Source organism: Flavobacterium sp. 38, from assembly GCF_057799715.1.
The window spans coordinates 24,341-39,403 of record NZ_JBYNWZ010000001.1; the positions used below are offsets into that span (position 1 = coordinate 24,341).

Annotated in this window: 10 protein-coding genes; 2 read left to right on the forward strand and 8 right to left on the reverse strand. The window is 33.4% G+C overall.

Annotated elements, in window-relative coordinates:
- Positions 1-10: 10 nt before the first annotated feature.
- Both AC3E9W_RS00115 and AC3E9W_RS00120 read left to right on the forward strand, forming a co-directional pair.
- Positions 11-1,567, forward strand: coding sequence for a hypothetical protein (locus tag AC3E9W_RS00115; RefSeq protein ID WP_488766136.1), 1,557 nt, complete (start codon positions 11-13; stop codon positions 1,565-1,567).
- Between the two features lie 158 nt (positions 1,568-1,725).
- Positions 1,726-3,522: a hypothetical protein gene (locus AC3E9W_RS00120; protein WP_488766138.1), complete on the forward strand. Its 1,797-nt coding sequence runs from the start codon at positions 1,726-1,728 to the stop codon at positions 3,520-3,522.
- 56 nt (positions 3,523-3,578) lie between these two features.
- Here the strand turns inward: AC3E9W_RS00120 and AC3E9W_RS00125 are convergent, their stop codons facing one another.
- From AC3E9W_RS00125 to AC3E9W_RS00160, 8 genes are all read right to left on the reverse strand, one after another.
- Complete coding sequence (locus AC3E9W_RS00125) at positions 3,579-4,025, reverse strand: YMGG-like glycine zipper-containing protein (protein ID WP_306153160.1); 447 nt, start codon at positions 4,023-4,025, stop codon at positions 3,579-3,581.
- Between the two features lie 455 nt (positions 4,026-4,480).
- Complete coding sequence (kynU, locus tag AC3E9W_RS00130; protein WP_488766140.1) at positions 4,481-5,755, reverse strand: kynureninase; 1,275 nt, start codon at positions 5,753-5,755, stop codon at positions 4,481-4,483.
- 305 nt (positions 5,756-6,060) lie between these two features.
- The gene (gene queA, locus AC3E9W_RS00135) at positions 6,061-7,110 is read right to left on the reverse strand and encodes a tRNA preQ1(34) S-adenosylmethionine ribosyltransferase-isomerase QueA (RefSeq protein ID WP_306153164.1); all 1,050 of its coding nucleotides are present in this window, start codon (positions 7,108-7,110) and stop codon (positions 6,061-6,063) included.
- 323 nt (positions 7,111-7,433) lie between these two features.
- Positions 7,434-8,663: a 3-phosphoshikimate 1-carboxyvinyltransferase gene (locus tag AC3E9W_RS00140; protein WP_488766142.1), complete on the reverse strand. Its 1,230-nt coding sequence runs from the start codon at positions 8,661-8,663 to the stop codon at positions 7,434-7,436.
- 134 nt (positions 8,664-8,797) lie between these two features.
- Positions 8,798-9,124 (reverse strand): nucleotide pyrophosphohydrolase, encoded by a 327-nt coding sequence (locus AC3E9W_RS00145; RefSeq protein WP_007811153.1) that lies wholly within the window; start codon positions 9,122-9,124, stop codon positions 8,798-8,800.
- Between the two features lie 3 nt (positions 9,125-9,127).
- On the reverse strand, positions 9,128-11,098 hold the full coding sequence (locus AC3E9W_RS00150) for a DUF3858 domain-containing protein (RefSeq protein WP_488766144.1): 1,971 nt from the start codon (positions 11,096-11,098) through the stop codon (positions 9,128-9,130).
- A gap of 4 nt (positions 11,099-11,102) precedes the next feature.
- Positions 11,103-13,091: a DUF3858 domain-containing protein gene (locus AC3E9W_RS00155; RefSeq protein ID WP_488766146.1), complete on the reverse strand. Its 1,989-nt coding sequence runs from the start codon at positions 13,089-13,091 to the stop codon at positions 11,103-11,105.
- A gap of 3 nt (positions 13,092-13,094) precedes the next feature.
- On the reverse strand, positions 13,095-15,011 hold the full coding sequence (locus tag AC3E9W_RS00160; RefSeq protein ID WP_488766149.1) for a DUF3858 domain-containing protein: 1,917 nt from the start codon (positions 15,009-15,011) through the stop codon (positions 13,095-13,097).
- Between the last annotated feature and the right edge of the window lie 52 nt (positions 15,012-15,063).

The following is a 15,063-nucleotide window of genomic DNA, read 5'->3' on the forward strand; positions in this document are numbered from 1 at the left end:
AATACTATAAATGTCAATCTATAAAAAAATAGCTCTTGTAGTAATTTCTCTCCTTGTGATTGTAATTCTTGCCAATATTGGTCTGAATTACTGGATCAAAAAACAGCTTCCGATTATTATTCACGAAAAAAACAAAACAGCTTATAATATTAATTACGAAAAAATTGAAGTCTCTCTTTTTTCCAGAAATATTAATGCGCAGACTTTATTGGTGAGTCCGAAAAATGAACCAAAAGACAGCAAAAATGGACTTTTTTCGAAAATTGAATCCATCACCATAAAGCATTTCAATATTTGGGATTTGGCTTTTCGCGATGTCATTCAGGCGGAAAGCATAATTATCAATAAACCGCGAATCATTTTATATAAAAAAGGCGAAAAATTAATCAATAACAGCAAAAGTATTCAGAAAGAGATTATTGATCCTTTTCGAAAAATTATTGCGGTTTCGAATATTTACCTCAACGATGGAACAGTTGATGTTGTTTCTCTCGACACAGAAAAACCAATTTTTAGCGTCAAAAAAATCCTTTTAAAACTGGAAGGGATTTTAATTACAGACGCTACTTTAAAAGAAAAAATTCCGATTCAATATAAAAAATATGCTTTGGTTTGCGACAGCTTATTTTACAGACCAAATGGTTTTTACCACATCAATATTGGAAAAATAAGCACCGAAAAGAATTTTTTAAAAATCAATAATTTCTCCAATCTTCCTCAATTGGAACGACGAGATTTTTTGAAACATCTTGACAAAGAAAAAGATATTTACCGTTTAAAATTTGACTCGGCACAGGTTGAAAAAATGGATTGGGGTTTTAAAAATGACCAATTTTATCTTAAAGCAAATTCGCTCGTAATTAATCATTTTGATGCTAATATTTATCGCGGAAAAATGATAAAAGACGATCCAAGCAAAAAATACCTGTACAATCATTTACTGCGAAATCTAAAATTTCCGCTTCAAATTGACACACTTCAAGTTTTAAAATCGAAACTGGTTTACGAAGAAGAGCTTGATTTTTCTAAAGGCCCAGGAGTTTTAACCTTCGACAAATTCAATCTGCAAGCAACTAATTTGCGAAGCGGTTTTGGCTTAAAAAAAACAGCTGATGTCAAAATAAAAGTGAAATGTATTTTTATGAAAAACTCTCCTCTTGATGTCGATTGGAGTTTTAATGTTTTGGATAAAAGCGACGGATTTCATATTCAAGGCACTATTTCGAATTTTGATGTCACAGCGATGACAAGATTCACTAAGCCTTATATCAACTCCACTTTTACAGGAACTTTTAACAAATACCGTTTTAATTTTTACGGAAACGACAACGGCTCAAAAGGAAATGCTTCTTTAGATTATGATGATCTCAAAGTGAAATTGTACAAAAAGAAAAATCCAGAAAAAGAAGCCAAACTTAAATCTGCAATTGCCAATTTACTGGTCAAAAATGATTCGAAAGACGGAGCAAAATCTGCAGAAATTGAAGTCGAGCGACTTCAAGACAGATCGTTTTATAATCTTCTGTGGCGAAGCATTGCAGAATCTCTCAAGAAGATTTTGATATAAAAAACGCAAAGATTTTCCGCCACGAATTCACGAATTTCATTAAAAATAATTCGTGAATTCGTGGCGGAAAAAACTTTACCAACCCGCAAACCTGACATTTATCAGGTTTTAGGAAGAATTATTTTTTTTCATTTGTCTCTATTTTAATCCGAATACAAATGACAAAAAGAAATCTGCATACTTTTCATATTCCGGTAATGGGATTGGCCTATACGATAGACAGCCCAATAAGAGTCGCGCAGTACGGAATTTCATCAGTTGTTGCTTTGGCCGATGATGATTTGATTGAAAAGATGCGTAATTTTTACAGCACTAAATTCAACATTCCATACGAAGAAATCACTCAAAAATTTCACGATTATCGTGCTGAAAGAATTACCTCTTATTTAAATTTAGTCGATAAAATTGTAAAAGAGAAATTCGAAAATTTTAAAACAGAATTGGCAGAAAGCAAAACGTCTTTAGAAAACTTTGTGTCAATGTTGCCTAATACTTCTGATATTAAAAAAGGATTTCAGAATTTACTGGACGATGGAATTGCTTTTAAAGAAAACATTCAGAATTATATTGAATCGCATCTTTTTCCTGGAGAGATTGACGTCAATATCATGACGAAATTAGATAAAGATAATTTTATCAAAAACGAACAGCTTCCTACCGAATTTAATGATGCTCATGCTGCTTTAAGAGGTTTTGCCAATAGTAATTTGGAATCTTCGGTGGTGCTTTCTGCTGGAATGAATCCGAGATTGTTCGGTTATTTCGAAAACTTTAAAGATTTTTTTCCAAACGAAAATAACGAGCTGAAGAAAAAAATTATCCTCAAAGTAAGCGATTTTAGATCGGCAATGATTCAAGGAAATTTTTTAGCCAAAAAAGGGCTTTGGGTTTCAGAATATCGAATTGAATCGGGATTGAACTGCGGCGGACATGCCTTTGCCACCGATGGCCTTTTATTGGGCACCATTTTAGAAGAATTTAAGGCCAAAAAAGAGCAATTGATACAATCTGCCCACGAATTAATGATTAAGGCTCTACAGTCAAAAAATATGGTTTGTCCTGAAAAACCTTTAGAATTAAAAATTACCGTTCAAGGTGGAGTTGGAACAGCAGCAGAACATGAGTTTTTATTAGATAAATACAATGTCGATTCTGTGGGCTGGGGTTCTCCATTTTTATTGGTTCCCGAAGCTACTTCTGTAGACCAAGAAACCCGTAATTTATTGATGAATGCCAAAGAAGATGATTTTTACTTAAGTAATATTTCGCCTTTGGGAGTTCCGTTTAATACGTTGAAAGGAACCACGAATGAATTTTTTAAGCGAAAGCGAATTCAGGAAAATAAAGCAGGAAGTTCGTGCCCAAAGAAATTTTTAGCCTTAAGCAAAGAATACGATCCGCACGGAATTTGTACAGCTTCAAAAAAATATCAGGATATTAAACTGGAAGAATTAGAGGCAAAAAAAGATGCTTTATCTGCTGATGAATTCGAAAAAAGCAAAATCAAAATTACCGAAAAATCATGTTTGTGCGTTGGTTTAGCCAATGCATCTTATCTGGAAAATGATATTAAAATAAAAGGTCAGGCACAAGGTGTTGTCATTTGTCCTGGACCAAACTTAGCTTATTTTGATCAAGAAGTCTCTTTAAAAGACATGATCCAGCATATTTATCAAGGCAAATCGGTTATTAGAACAGAACGTCCAAACTTATTTATAAAAGAGCTTAAAATGTACGTGGAGTATTTTAGAAATGAAATTCAATCTATCTCTGGAGAAATCACTACTGCTCAGCTTAAAAAATGGAATACTTTTAAATCGAATCTGTTGGATGGAATTGAGTATTATAAAAATTTATTTGAATCGACGATGCCCTTTAAAGGTGACTTAAATCAACTCGATTCTTGTAAATCAGAATTAGTTGGTATTAAAATTCCCGTTTCAGAGTTGGTTTAAAATTGAAAACCCCAAATGTGGTCACATTTGGGGTTTGTTTTTATTTATAGAATATACTATTCTTTCTTTTTATTCTTACTGTCAATAACAGCTCCAGTTCCTGTTCCTACTGCAGCTCCAGCTAATCCGCCAATAATAGCGCCTTCGCCTTTTTTCTTACTAACAATCGCTCCAGTTGCGGCACCAACACCAGCACCAATTACGGCACCTTTAGCGGTTGCACTCCAACCTTTCTTTTTAGCTGTTGCGGCTGGTGCAGCTGTTGTTCCGTCTTGCTGATGCACTACAACAACTTTTTCTTTCTGAGCTTCTTTCTGAGCCTCGATCTTTTCTGCATTTATTTTAGCCATTTCAGTCTTCATCGAATCGATAACACGCTGTTTGTTAATCTCAACTTTCATTGAATCAATGCTGGCTTGTTTAGCTTTATTTATATCTTCTTTGCTTTGTTGCTGGCAAGAAGTTAAAAATATCACGGTCAATAATATATATAAGCCTTTCATGATTGTAATTTTTAAAATTATACATTACAAATTACGAAATATCTGCTATAACAGTTGTTACAGAATTTTTTTGAAAGATTATAAAATTTAAGGGGCAGAGATGCAAAGTGGCAGAGATGCAAAGTGGCAGAGATGCAAAATGGCAGAGTGACAAAGGTTTTTGTCGCGATGTTTTTTTTTAATCTCGCAAAGGCACAGAGATGCAAAGTTTTAATTTGAATTGCATCCTGCTTTAGCTGGAGGGTAAATTAAGAAATACCGAAAAGGCTTTAGCCAAACTTTACTGTTTGGGCTAAAGCCGGATTTGTGACATAAAAAAACCTCCAGCTAAAGCTGGAGGCAATTGATATAATATATTAATAAATTGTTTCGGGCAGATTTAAAAGATTAAGCTATCGGGAGTGGCAAAAAAACTTTGCCTCTTTGCAACTCTGTAACTTTGCAACTTAAAAAACTTACTTCCCTAAAATTCCTTTTTTCAGAATTTGTCCGAAATCATACATATCTTCATAAGAGCAATACAGTGGAACTGGTGCAAGACGAATTACATTTGGTTCGCGCCAATCTGTGATTACTCCGTTTTTCATTAAATAATCAAATAAAGCTCTTCCTTCTCCGTGCAAAAATACAGATAACTGAGAAGCTCTTTCTTCTGGATTGGAAGGCGTGATAATTTCAAAAGTACTATCGACTTCTTTATCAATTTCATGAAGAATAAATTCCAGATAAGAAGTAATATGATCACGCTTTTTAATTAAAGCATCCATTCCAACTTCAGCAAACATTTCTACAGAAGCCAAATATGGTGCAAGAGAAAGAACCGGAAGATTACTAATCTGCCATCCGTCTGCTCCATGAACGGGATCGAAAGTAGGTTCCATTTTAAAACGGCGTTCTTTGTTATGTCCCCACCATCCCGCAAATCTTGGAAGATCTGAATTATGATGTTTTTCGTGAACGAAACAGCCCGAAGCATTTCCTGGTCCCGAGTTCATATATTTGTAACTGCACCAAGCCGCAAAATCGACATTCCAATCGTGCAGTTCTAATTTGATATTTCCAGCAGCATGCGCTAAATCCCAACCCACTTTTGCTCCAGCTTTTTGTCCGGCAGCCGTTATGGTTTTTATATCAAAAACTTGTCCTGTATAATAATTTACTCCTCCAATTAAAACTAAAGCCAGCTCGTCACCCACTTCTTCAATTTTGGCTAAAACATCTTCTAAGCGAATATTGTGTTCTCCTTCTCTGCGTTTGATTTCTACAATAGCATCTTCTGGTTTGTATCCATGAAAATTCACCTGACTCTGAAACATATACTGATCTGACGGGAAAGCTTTTTCTTCGCAGATAATTTTGTAACGTTTTCCTTTTGGCTGATAAAAAGAGACCATTAATAAATGAAGATTTACCGTCAAAGTATTCATAACCGTAACTTCTGATGGAAGCGCACCTACGATTTTACTCAACGGTTCTGCAAATCTTTCTTGATAATCCCACCAAGGTTTTTCAGCATAAAAATGACCTTCAACAGCTAGTTCTGCCCAGTCGTTCATAACTTCGTCTATGTAGGCTTTGGTACGTTTTGGCTGCAAGCCTAATGAGTTTCCTGTAAAATATATTACTCGTTTATCGTTTACTTTAGGAAAAATAAATTGTTCTTGATACTTATTTAATGCGTCTTGCGAATCAAGCTCTCGTGCAAATTCGCGTGTATTTTGAAAAGTCATTGTTTTTTGTTTTGTGTGCTAAAATAACAATTTTTGTTTGTTTTGTTTCAGGTTTAATGTTTCAACTTGAAATGCTTTGTGTTTTTTACCGCAAAGTCCGCAAGGATTTTTTATCAAACTGAACGTTTACAAACGTTAATAAGTTCGCAAAGCTTTGCGTTCTTTTTCATTTTGCAAACACAAACCGAGTAAAAAAATCCTTGCGAACTTTGCGGTTAAATTTCACAACGAACGTGAAACAAATAAAACGAAAAAACCCGACAAATCTTGAAACTTGTCGGGTCTTTTTTTATGATAAATGCTAATTATAAAATCAACATCGCATCTCCGTAAGAATAGAATTTGTATCCTTCTTTGATCGCTTCTTCGTATGCTTTTTTCATTAAATCGTGTCCACAGAAAGCAGAAATCATCATTAATAATGTTGATTTTGGTGTGTGGAAGTTTGTAATCATACAGTTTGCAATACTAAAATCGTGAGGAGGGAAAATAAATTTATTTGTCCAGCCTTCGTAAGGGTTTAAAGTATTTGCAGAAGAAACAGAACTTTCAATTGCACGCATAGAAGTTGTTCCTACTGCACAAATACGTTTTTTCTTTGCTTTTCCTTCGTTTACGATATCACAAGCTTTTTGAGTAATAATCAATTCCTCAGAATCCATTTTGTGTTTTGATAAATCTTCTACCTCAACTGGGTTAAAAGTTCCTAAACCAACGTGTAAAGTTACCTCAGCAAAATTTACTCCTTTGATTTCTAATTTTTTCAAAAGGTGTTTAGAGAAGTGTAAACCTGCAGTTGGTGCTGCTACTGCTCCTTCTTCTTTTGCATAAATAGTTTGGTATCTTTCAGCATCCTCAGCAGTTACTTCTCTGTTGATGTATTTAGGAATTGGAGTTTCTCCAAGTTCTGTCAATTTATTTCTGAATTCTTCGTAAGATCCGTCATATAAGAAACGTAAAGTTCTACCACGAGAAGTTGTATTGTCGATTACCTCAGCAACCAACGAATCGTCATCACCAAAATAAAGTTTGTTACCAATACGGATTTTTCTAGCTGGGTCTACTAAAACGTCCCAAAGTCTTTGCTCAGAATTTAATTCTCTTAATAAGAAAACCTCAATTCTTGCTCCAGTTTTTTCTTTGTTTCCATACAAACGCGCAGGGAAAACTTTTGTATTATTAAGAATTAAAACGTCTCCGTCATCAAAATAGTTGATAACGTCTTTAAACATTTTATGTTCGATAGTATTTTTTTTACGGTCAATTACCATTAAGCGAGATTCATCTCTGTTTTCTGCTGGGAATTCAGCCAAAAGTTCTTTCGGTAAGTTGAAATTGAAGTGTGATAATTTCATATTTGAATTATAGATTTTAGCGTATAGATTTTAGATTTGCTCATCTAAAATTTTAAATCGGTTGCAAATATACGATTGTGAGATAGGCGTTGTCAAGTGTTTTGCCTTTTATTTTCAAAAGTCCTTGATTTACTGAGGTTTCAGATTGACTTTTTTAAACCATATAAGTGATATAAGTTCATTTTAAACTAGAACTATAATTCGGCTAAAGCCAAAAAATGATGCTAAAAAAATACCTCCAGTTAAAACTGGAGGCAATTGATATTAAGCTTATTCAGCCAGTTAAGCTAAAAATGAACTTATATAACTTATATGGTTTAAAATTAAATCTCTTCAATTTTAAAATTTAATACTTTCAAGTCATTCCAGAAATCTGGGTATGATTTAGAAACCACTTCTGCATCGTCAATGATAATAGGTACTTTAATCGCAAGCGGCGCAAATGCCATTGCCATACGGTGATCATTATAAGTTGCAATATGAATATCGTGATTAATATTTTCTGAACGAACTAAAGTCAAACTATCATTAGTCACCGAAATATTAGCGCCCAATTTAGTAAGTTCGATTCTTAGAGCTTCTAAACGATCTGTTTCTTTAATTTTTAAAGTGTGAAGACCTGTTAAATGACATCCGATTCCTAAACCTAAGCAGGTTACTACAATCGTCTGTGCGATATCTGGCGTATTGTTCAATTCAAAATTTACATCTTGGTAATTGAATCCAGAAACTTTTTCCAAAGTCATTTTATTGTTTTCGAAAGTCGTTTTCACTCCCATTTTCGCGTAAAGCGAAACCAATTCAGAATCTCCCTGAAGACTGTTTTCTTTATAACTGCTTAAAGTAATTTTTGCAGCATCTGATAAAGCAACAAGACTGAAGAAATAAGAAGCCGAACTCCAATCTGATTCGACTACCATCTCTTTGGTTTCAACTGAGGTTTTTGGATAAACTTTAATTACGTTTCCTTCAAAACTCGTTTTAATATCTAAATCCGCTAGCAAAGCTAAAGTCATTTTGATATACGGAATCGAAGTAATTTCTCCTTCTAAAGTCAGCTCTAAACCATTGTCTAATTTTGAAGCTACTAATAAAAGTGCCGAAATATATTGGCTGCTCACATTTGCTGCCAGAGTTACTTTTGAAGCAGTAACTTTTTTTCCTTTAATTCTAATTGGCGGGTAACCTTCATTTTTTTCGTATGAAATCTCAACACCTAATTGTGCTAAAGCTTCAACCAAAATTTTAATCGGACGTTCCTGCATTCTGCTCGAACCTGTCAGAACTACTTCTCTGCCTTCGTTAACCGAAAAATAAGCCGTAAGGAAACGCATTGCTGTTCCTGCGTGGTGAATGTCTACAATTTCATCATTTCCGGCAAGAGCTTTCTGCATTACTTCGCTGTCATCTGAGTTTGATGTATTGGCTAAAGTAATATTTGGAAATAATGCTTTTAGTAACAATAAACGGTTCGTTTCACTTTTAGAACCGGTAATATTTAGTTGCGAATCATCAATGGTGAATGGTGAATTCGTGCTTAATTTTAAATTCATTTTTTTAATTGTAAGTTGTGAATTATGAATTATGAATGACTAGAAACATAATTCAGCCCCGCAATTTACCACTCCCCATTCATAATTCAAAATTCAAAACTCATAATTCAAAACTTATGAGTGATATTTCACAATTATTTCAATTTATCATTGTTTTTGTGACGATCTTTATCTCTAACCGATTTTAGATCCATTTTTTTATCAAAAGCAGCTTGCAAATCGATTCCTGTCTGATTTGCCAAACATAAAACTACGAAAACAACATCCGCCAATTCTTCTCCTAAATCTTTGTTTTTATCGCTTTCTTTTTCAGATTGTTCTCCGTAACGGCGTGCAATAATTCTGGCCACTTCTCCAACTTCTTCTGTGAGCTGCGCCATATTGGTCAATTCGTTAAAATAACGAACGCCGTGTTCTTTTATCCAAGTATCTACGTCAAGTTGTGCATTTTTCAAGTTCATCTTCTATGTCTTTTTTAGAATTATTTTATTGTTTTGAATTTCGATTATTTTCTGAAAAAAATCTCTAATCATATCGTAATCATCGGTCGGAAAAATAGCTTTGCTGATTTCCTGAGTAACTATAATTTGTATCTGGCTTTCATCTGCCATCGTGTTCATGGTGTACGAAGCCGCTTTATCTTCCATTACAATTCTTAATGGAGTTGGCACCGATTCTACCTTATAACCATCTGGTATTTTCAAAAATAGATTATACTTTCTTTGTTCTGGATAACCAAAGTAAATTGGCATTTGCCTTTTTTCTAATTTAAAAGGATTGCTTCCGTAAGTAAAAAACAGCAGTGGATTGAGCACTATTTTGTCTCCAATTATGTCATAGGCTTTATTGGAACTAAATGTGATTTTTTCAAAAACAGGTTTCGATAAATTGCTGTTTTGATTTTCAATTTTATAATCTTCTATTTCAATTCCTCCAAAATCATTTTCCAATCTTTCGATATTGCTTGCATTGCTTTTGCCACCATAGTTTTCTCTAAAAGAAAGAGCCAGATAATTTGTTTTCTGCAGTGATAAAGTGCCATTAACCTGCCCTAATTCTGGCGAAATCAACACTTGAATTGTATTGATACGTTTTGAAAAGCTTGTTGGAATTAATTCTATTTCTTTAGAAAAACCATCACTCTTAATTAGTCTTCCTTTCCAGTTTAAAACGTTTAATGGAAGAATGTTTGGAATTGTAAACTTACTGGATGCATCCATTAAAATCTGTTCGCCATCAATTTCAGCTGCGGCAATCACATAATTAAAAACGGTACGGTTAGGAAATAATGGAATTCCATTTTCGGTAGTACTTACTAAAACTGGATTTGCCTCAATTTTAGCCGCCTTTAACATGGCAATCAGCAATAGATTTATTTCAGCCACATTCCCTGCTTGTTCTTGGTAAGCTTTTTTAACTCCCTTAACCGTATAATAACCTTTCTTTTTATCCCAATTCATTCTGTTCTGAACAAATTTAAAAATGGTATCCATACGTTGTTTTGGAGAATTTGTGTTTTGCAGGAGTTTCTTCAAATCTTCTTCAAAAAAACTTCTTTCGGATAATTCCTTTCCAAATTCAGCGTCTTTGTAAGTAGTGGACGCCAATCCTTCCCAGGTTTTAGTATAATCTACGACTGGCTTGTCTGGAAATCTTTTTAGTTCTAGTTCATTTTGAATCGAACCTCTATAGTTGTCTATATTATCAACAAAACTTTCTTCTTTCAGTGCAGGAACATCTTTTCCGGTATATAAGCTTCGAATTTGCTTGTAATTGCTGGCATAAATCTGTTTAATATTCTCTACCTCTCCGCTCATTTCTGGTTTTATGTTGCCAACAATAAGCGTTTTATAGATAAAGAATTCCGGAATTTCAGATTTATATTCAAAATAATTGACTGGAATATCATACTGAAATTCAAAATCAGGAAGACGAACAAGGTTTTCAGATTTTAAAACATATTTAAATTCTATAACAGATCCTTCTTTTACATTAGGAAGCGTGATTGAGGCAACGTTCCAATATTGATTTACTTTATTATTAAAATTGCCATCGCTTTTCATTTTTGTTTTTACAATTTCTCCATTTACGAGATTGTATGTTACAGCGTCCGAAAAGGAGACTTTATCGTCTCTTAAGTTCTCGTATCCTACGTAATAAGATACTTTTTGAGTTGCCCAGCTTAATCCTTCTTTTTTATAAATTTTAATTCTGAATTCGTAAACATGATTCGCAATAAAACCATTTTCTTCTGTATAAGTAAAATAGGTTCTTCCTTTTTTAAATAAAATGGCCGCTGGCGCAAAAGTATCTTTAGGGTTTTCTTTTTCCTGTAATTCCTGAATGGTTACTTTTCCCAATTCAAAATTTTGAGCGTTAATTCCAGAAGTAAAAAGAATCAGAAAAAGAAAAATGGCAAGCGGACGAAAATTCATTTTATCATATTTTTTTTAGAACAATTTTTTCATTTTGGCTTACAATCATTTTCTGAAAAAACTCTTTTATCATTCCGTAATCCTCAGCTGCAAAAATACTATTGTTAATTTCTTTTTGGCTTATAATTTGAATTTTGTTTTCTGAAACTGAAAAATTTAAAATAAACGACATCTTTTTGTCTTCTGAAGAGATTTTAACCGGTTTTGGCATTGATTCTACTGTATAGCCTTGTGGAATTTCGACATTAAAAGTAAATCTTTCCAAATTTTTATACCCAAAATAAACCGGCATTACTCTATTTTCCTGATTGAATGGATTTTTTGTTTGTGTGAAAAACAATAACGGATTTACAAAAATCTTACCGTTAATAATATCTGAACGGCTGTCTGAAGCAAAAGTAAAAGTTTCTATAACCGACTGATCTAAATTTGATTTCTGATTCTCTATTTTATAATTTGAAATCGTTAATCCTCCCAATTTATTCTCAAATTTTTCCAGATAAGAATCTTCCGTTTTAGCATTGTTTTCTTCTCTAAAGCTGTACGCATCATAATCTGTTCGCTGCACCCTCGCCTGACCATTCATTTTTCCGTCAGGATCCACTTTAACCATAAGAGTATAAATTTCTTTAGATTGTGATGCAGGATCTAATTCTATTTCTTGCGAACTGCCATCTTTCTTAACCAATCTTCCTTTCCAGTTTAATACATTTAATGGTAAAATGTTAGGAGAAGTAAGTTTATGTGTTGCATCCAAAAGGATTCTTTTTCCATCAATATCTGCTGCAACTATTACATAATTAAATCCTGTTCTTGTGGGATAAACCGGAAGTCCGTTCTGGATTGTACTTACCAAAACAGGATTTGCTTCTATACCAGCCGCACGAAGCATATTGATCAAAATAAAATTAATTTCGGCAACATTCCCCGTTTGATCTTTATAAGCTTTTACAACTCCTTTTTCTGTATGACAGCTATTAATTTCATTCCAGTTCATTCGATTTTTAACATACGTAAAAATCAGATTCAATCTTTCATTTTTATCTTCTACGTTTGTCAATAATTTATTGAGATCGTCTGTAAACAAAGAGGATTCATTAAGCTGTTTGCCAAAACTCTCGTCTTTAAAAATCGTTTGTGCAACGCCTTCCCATGTCAAACTGTAATCTTTAACAGGCTGATCTGGCATACGAACTCTCTCTAGTTCCTGCTGAATACTGCCTCGATAATTTTCAAGATTATTGATATACGGTTCCTCTTTTAACGCTGGAACATCTTTTCCTTCATAAAAGGTTTCAATTTGTTTGTAGCTAAAGGAACTGGTCTGACTGTAAGCATTGTCAAAACTCTGACTAGCACTTGTAAATTTAGATTCCGTTGTAAGCGGAATTCCTCCAATTAAAATTGGCTTATAAACAAAAAATTCTGGAATTTGTGTCTTGTAATAAAAATAGTCGACAGGAATGTCAAACTGAATATCAAAATCTGGAAATTTTATAAGATTTTCCGATTTTAAAACATATTTGTACTCAATAATAGAACCCACTTTTACATTTGGCAATGTAATGGTCTTTTCTTTCCAGTATTTATTGATTTTGGTTTTAAATTCTCCTTGATTATTTAGTTTAGTTTTTACAATGTTTCCGTTTTCCAAATTATACGTAACCGCATCTGAAAACTCTAAACGATCTTCATTTAACTTTTCATATCCGATATAAAAACGCACTTTCTGGTCGGCCCAGCTCAAACCTTCTTTCTTGTAAATTTTGATTTTTACCTCGCAGACATGGTTGGCATAAAATCCAACATCCTTGTTATAACCAAAATAAGTCCTTCCCTTTTTAAACAAGATAGCAGCGGGCGCACTGCTATCTTTAGGATGAACTTTCTCATTTAATTCTGAAATTGTTACTTTGCCCAATTCATATTTTTGAGCTTGAATTGTTATTGTACTTCCCAAAAGGGCAGTACAAATTAGGAGAAATCTCAACATAATTTAAATACGTTTTAAAACGATTTTTTCGGTTTGTTTTGCGATCATTTCTTTGTAGTAATCTTTTAGAATTACGTATTGTTCTTTGGACACTATAGGCGAATTAATTTGATGTGACACTAATAATTGTAGGGTATTATCAATGACTGCAATGTTATATCTAAAAACTCCTAAATCTTCGTCCATCGCGACTACTCCTCCAAAAGGAATTGTTTCTAGCGCATAACCTTCAGGAATTCGTATGCTAATATTGTATTTTTCTAAAAAAGGAAATCCAAAATCTACTGGATATTCTCTTGTTTCCTGCTTAAAAGGATTTTTTGTATTAGCAAAAAAGAGCATTGGCTTAATATATATTTTGTCTCCTATTAATTCGCAAAAATTGGTGCTTGTAAACGAAAAGCTTTCTACAGCTGGCAACAAAACATCTTTTTCATTTGATCTGCTATAATCGCTTATTTCAATTTTGCCATATTTATTTTCAAGATCGTCGAGATAGGCGTCTTCTTTCGTTTTTTCAAAATTATTTCTGCAGTCCATTGCTTTGTGCTCTGTGTACTGGCATCTTACTTTTCCTTTTATTCTGCCTCCAGCTTCGATAGTATAATCTATTGCAACATTATCTGCTGCAAATTTTTTAGGAGCCAAATCAATGCTTTCTGAAGTTCCGTCTTTACGAATTAATCTTCCTATCCAATTTAAATCTCTTAAAGGAAGTACGTTTGGAGCAGAGAAAGGATCTGTCGCATCAAGCAGTATCATTTCGTCTCCTGATTCAACAGCTGCAATCACATAATTGAAAGCATTTAGATTCGGAAAAAAAGCTATTCCATTTGAGCGCGTACTTATCAAAACAGGATTTGCTTTAAGTTTCGCCTCTCGAAGCATTGCGGTAAGCATTAAATTAATATCTGCGCTATTTCCTATTTTTTCTTTGTAAGCTTTACGAACTCCTTTTTCGCAAGAATAGCCAGCATGCTGATTCCATTTTACATTTGATTTCACATATTCTAAAATCGCAGTAATTTTCGCATTAGCTGTTGTTTTTCCGTCTAACAATACTTTAAGATCTTCTTCAAAATATCCTGATTTATTTAATTCAGTCCCGAAGGAATCAAAATCATAAATAGTTTTGGCAACACTTGTCCAGTCTGATGACAATGTCTTATAAAACTGTCCAGGAACAGAAATTCTTTCTAACTCAATAGTAATTCCTGTTCTGTAATTGTCAATATTATTTACAAAAGCTTCTTCTTTCATTGCTGGCAGATTCTGAAAAACATAACTTGTTTCTGTAGCAATATAATTGTAAGTGTTAGCCACTTTCGAAGTTATTTTGGGCGCAAAAAAACCTTTCAGATTTTTTTTAAACACAAAAGCATCTGGAAAAATGGTTTTAAGCTCAGAATAATTGACTGGGATATTTTCTTGAAAATTCCAATTGTAAAGAGTAGAGAAACCACCTTCTTCGGTGTACTGAAATTCAATAATGGAACCTTCTTTTACTTCTGGAAAAGCTATTTTTTTAATCCAGTAACTGGTATTGTTTTTTTCGATAAACTCATTTTCAGGTTTGAGTTTTGTCTTTACAATTTTTCCGTCAACTAAATTATAAGTAAAGGCACTCACTATATGTACATAACTTAGTTTTCCTGCCGCAAAATAAATTGCAATATTTGACAAATAATAGCCTTCGCTTTTATAAATCTTAATTTTCTTAGTGGTCGTCTTTTGAGAGTTTCCGTTATTATTAAGATTTAAAGCGATATTGCTATACAAAATAGCCGCCGCCGAAGTTGAATCTTTTGGATGCCTTTTTTCTTCCAGCTGTGCTATTGTAACATTTCCTAAAGAAGCATTTTGTGCAATTCCTTTCAGAAATGCACAAAACAAAAAGATAGAAATTATAAAATTTCTCATCTTACTAAATACGTTTTAAAACGATTTTTTCGGTTTATTTTGTAATCATTTT

What these genes read in the sequence shown, in the direction of transcription:
- AC3E9W_RS00115 (WP_488766136.1), top strand. Translation starts at nt 11, where the DNA reads ATGTCAATCTATAAAAAAATAGCTCTTGTAGTAATTTCTCTCCTTGTG.
- AC3E9W_RS00120 (WP_488766138.1), top strand. Translation starts at nt 1,726, where the DNA reads ATGACAAAAAGAAATCTGCATACTTTTCATATTCCGGTAATGGGATTG.
- AC3E9W_RS00125 (WP_306153160.1), bottom strand. Translation starts at nt 4,025, where the DNA reads ATGAAAGGCTTATATATATTATTGACCGTGATATTTTTAACTTCTTGC.
- kynU (WP_488766140.1), bottom strand. Translation starts at nt 5,755, where the DNA reads ATGACTTTTCAAAATACACGCGAATTTGCACGAGAGCTTGATTCGCAA.
- queA (WP_306153164.1), bottom strand. Translation starts at nt 7,110, where the DNA reads ATGAAATTATCACACTTCAATTTCAACTTACCGAAAGAACTTTTGGCT.
- AC3E9W_RS00140 (WP_488766142.1), bottom strand. Translation starts at nt 8,663, where the DNA reads ATGAATTTAAAATTAAGCACGAATTCACCATTCACCATTGATGATTCG.
- AC3E9W_RS00145 (WP_007811153.1), bottom strand. Translation starts at nt 9,124, where the DNA reads ATGAACTTGAAAAATGCACAACTTGACGTAGATACTTGGATAAAAGAA.
- AC3E9W_RS00150 (WP_488766144.1), bottom strand. Translation starts at nt 11,098, where the DNA reads ATGAATTTTCGTCCGCTTGCCATTTTTCTTTTTCTGATTCTTTTTACT.
- AC3E9W_RS00155 (WP_488766146.1), bottom strand. Translation starts at nt 13,091, where the DNA reads ATGTTGAGATTTCTCCTAATTTGTACTGCCCTTTTGGGAAGTACAATA.
- AC3E9W_RS00160 (WP_488766149.1), bottom strand. Translation starts at nt 15,011, where the DNA reads ATGAGAAATTTTATAATTTCTATCTTTTTGTTTTGTGCATTTCTGAAA.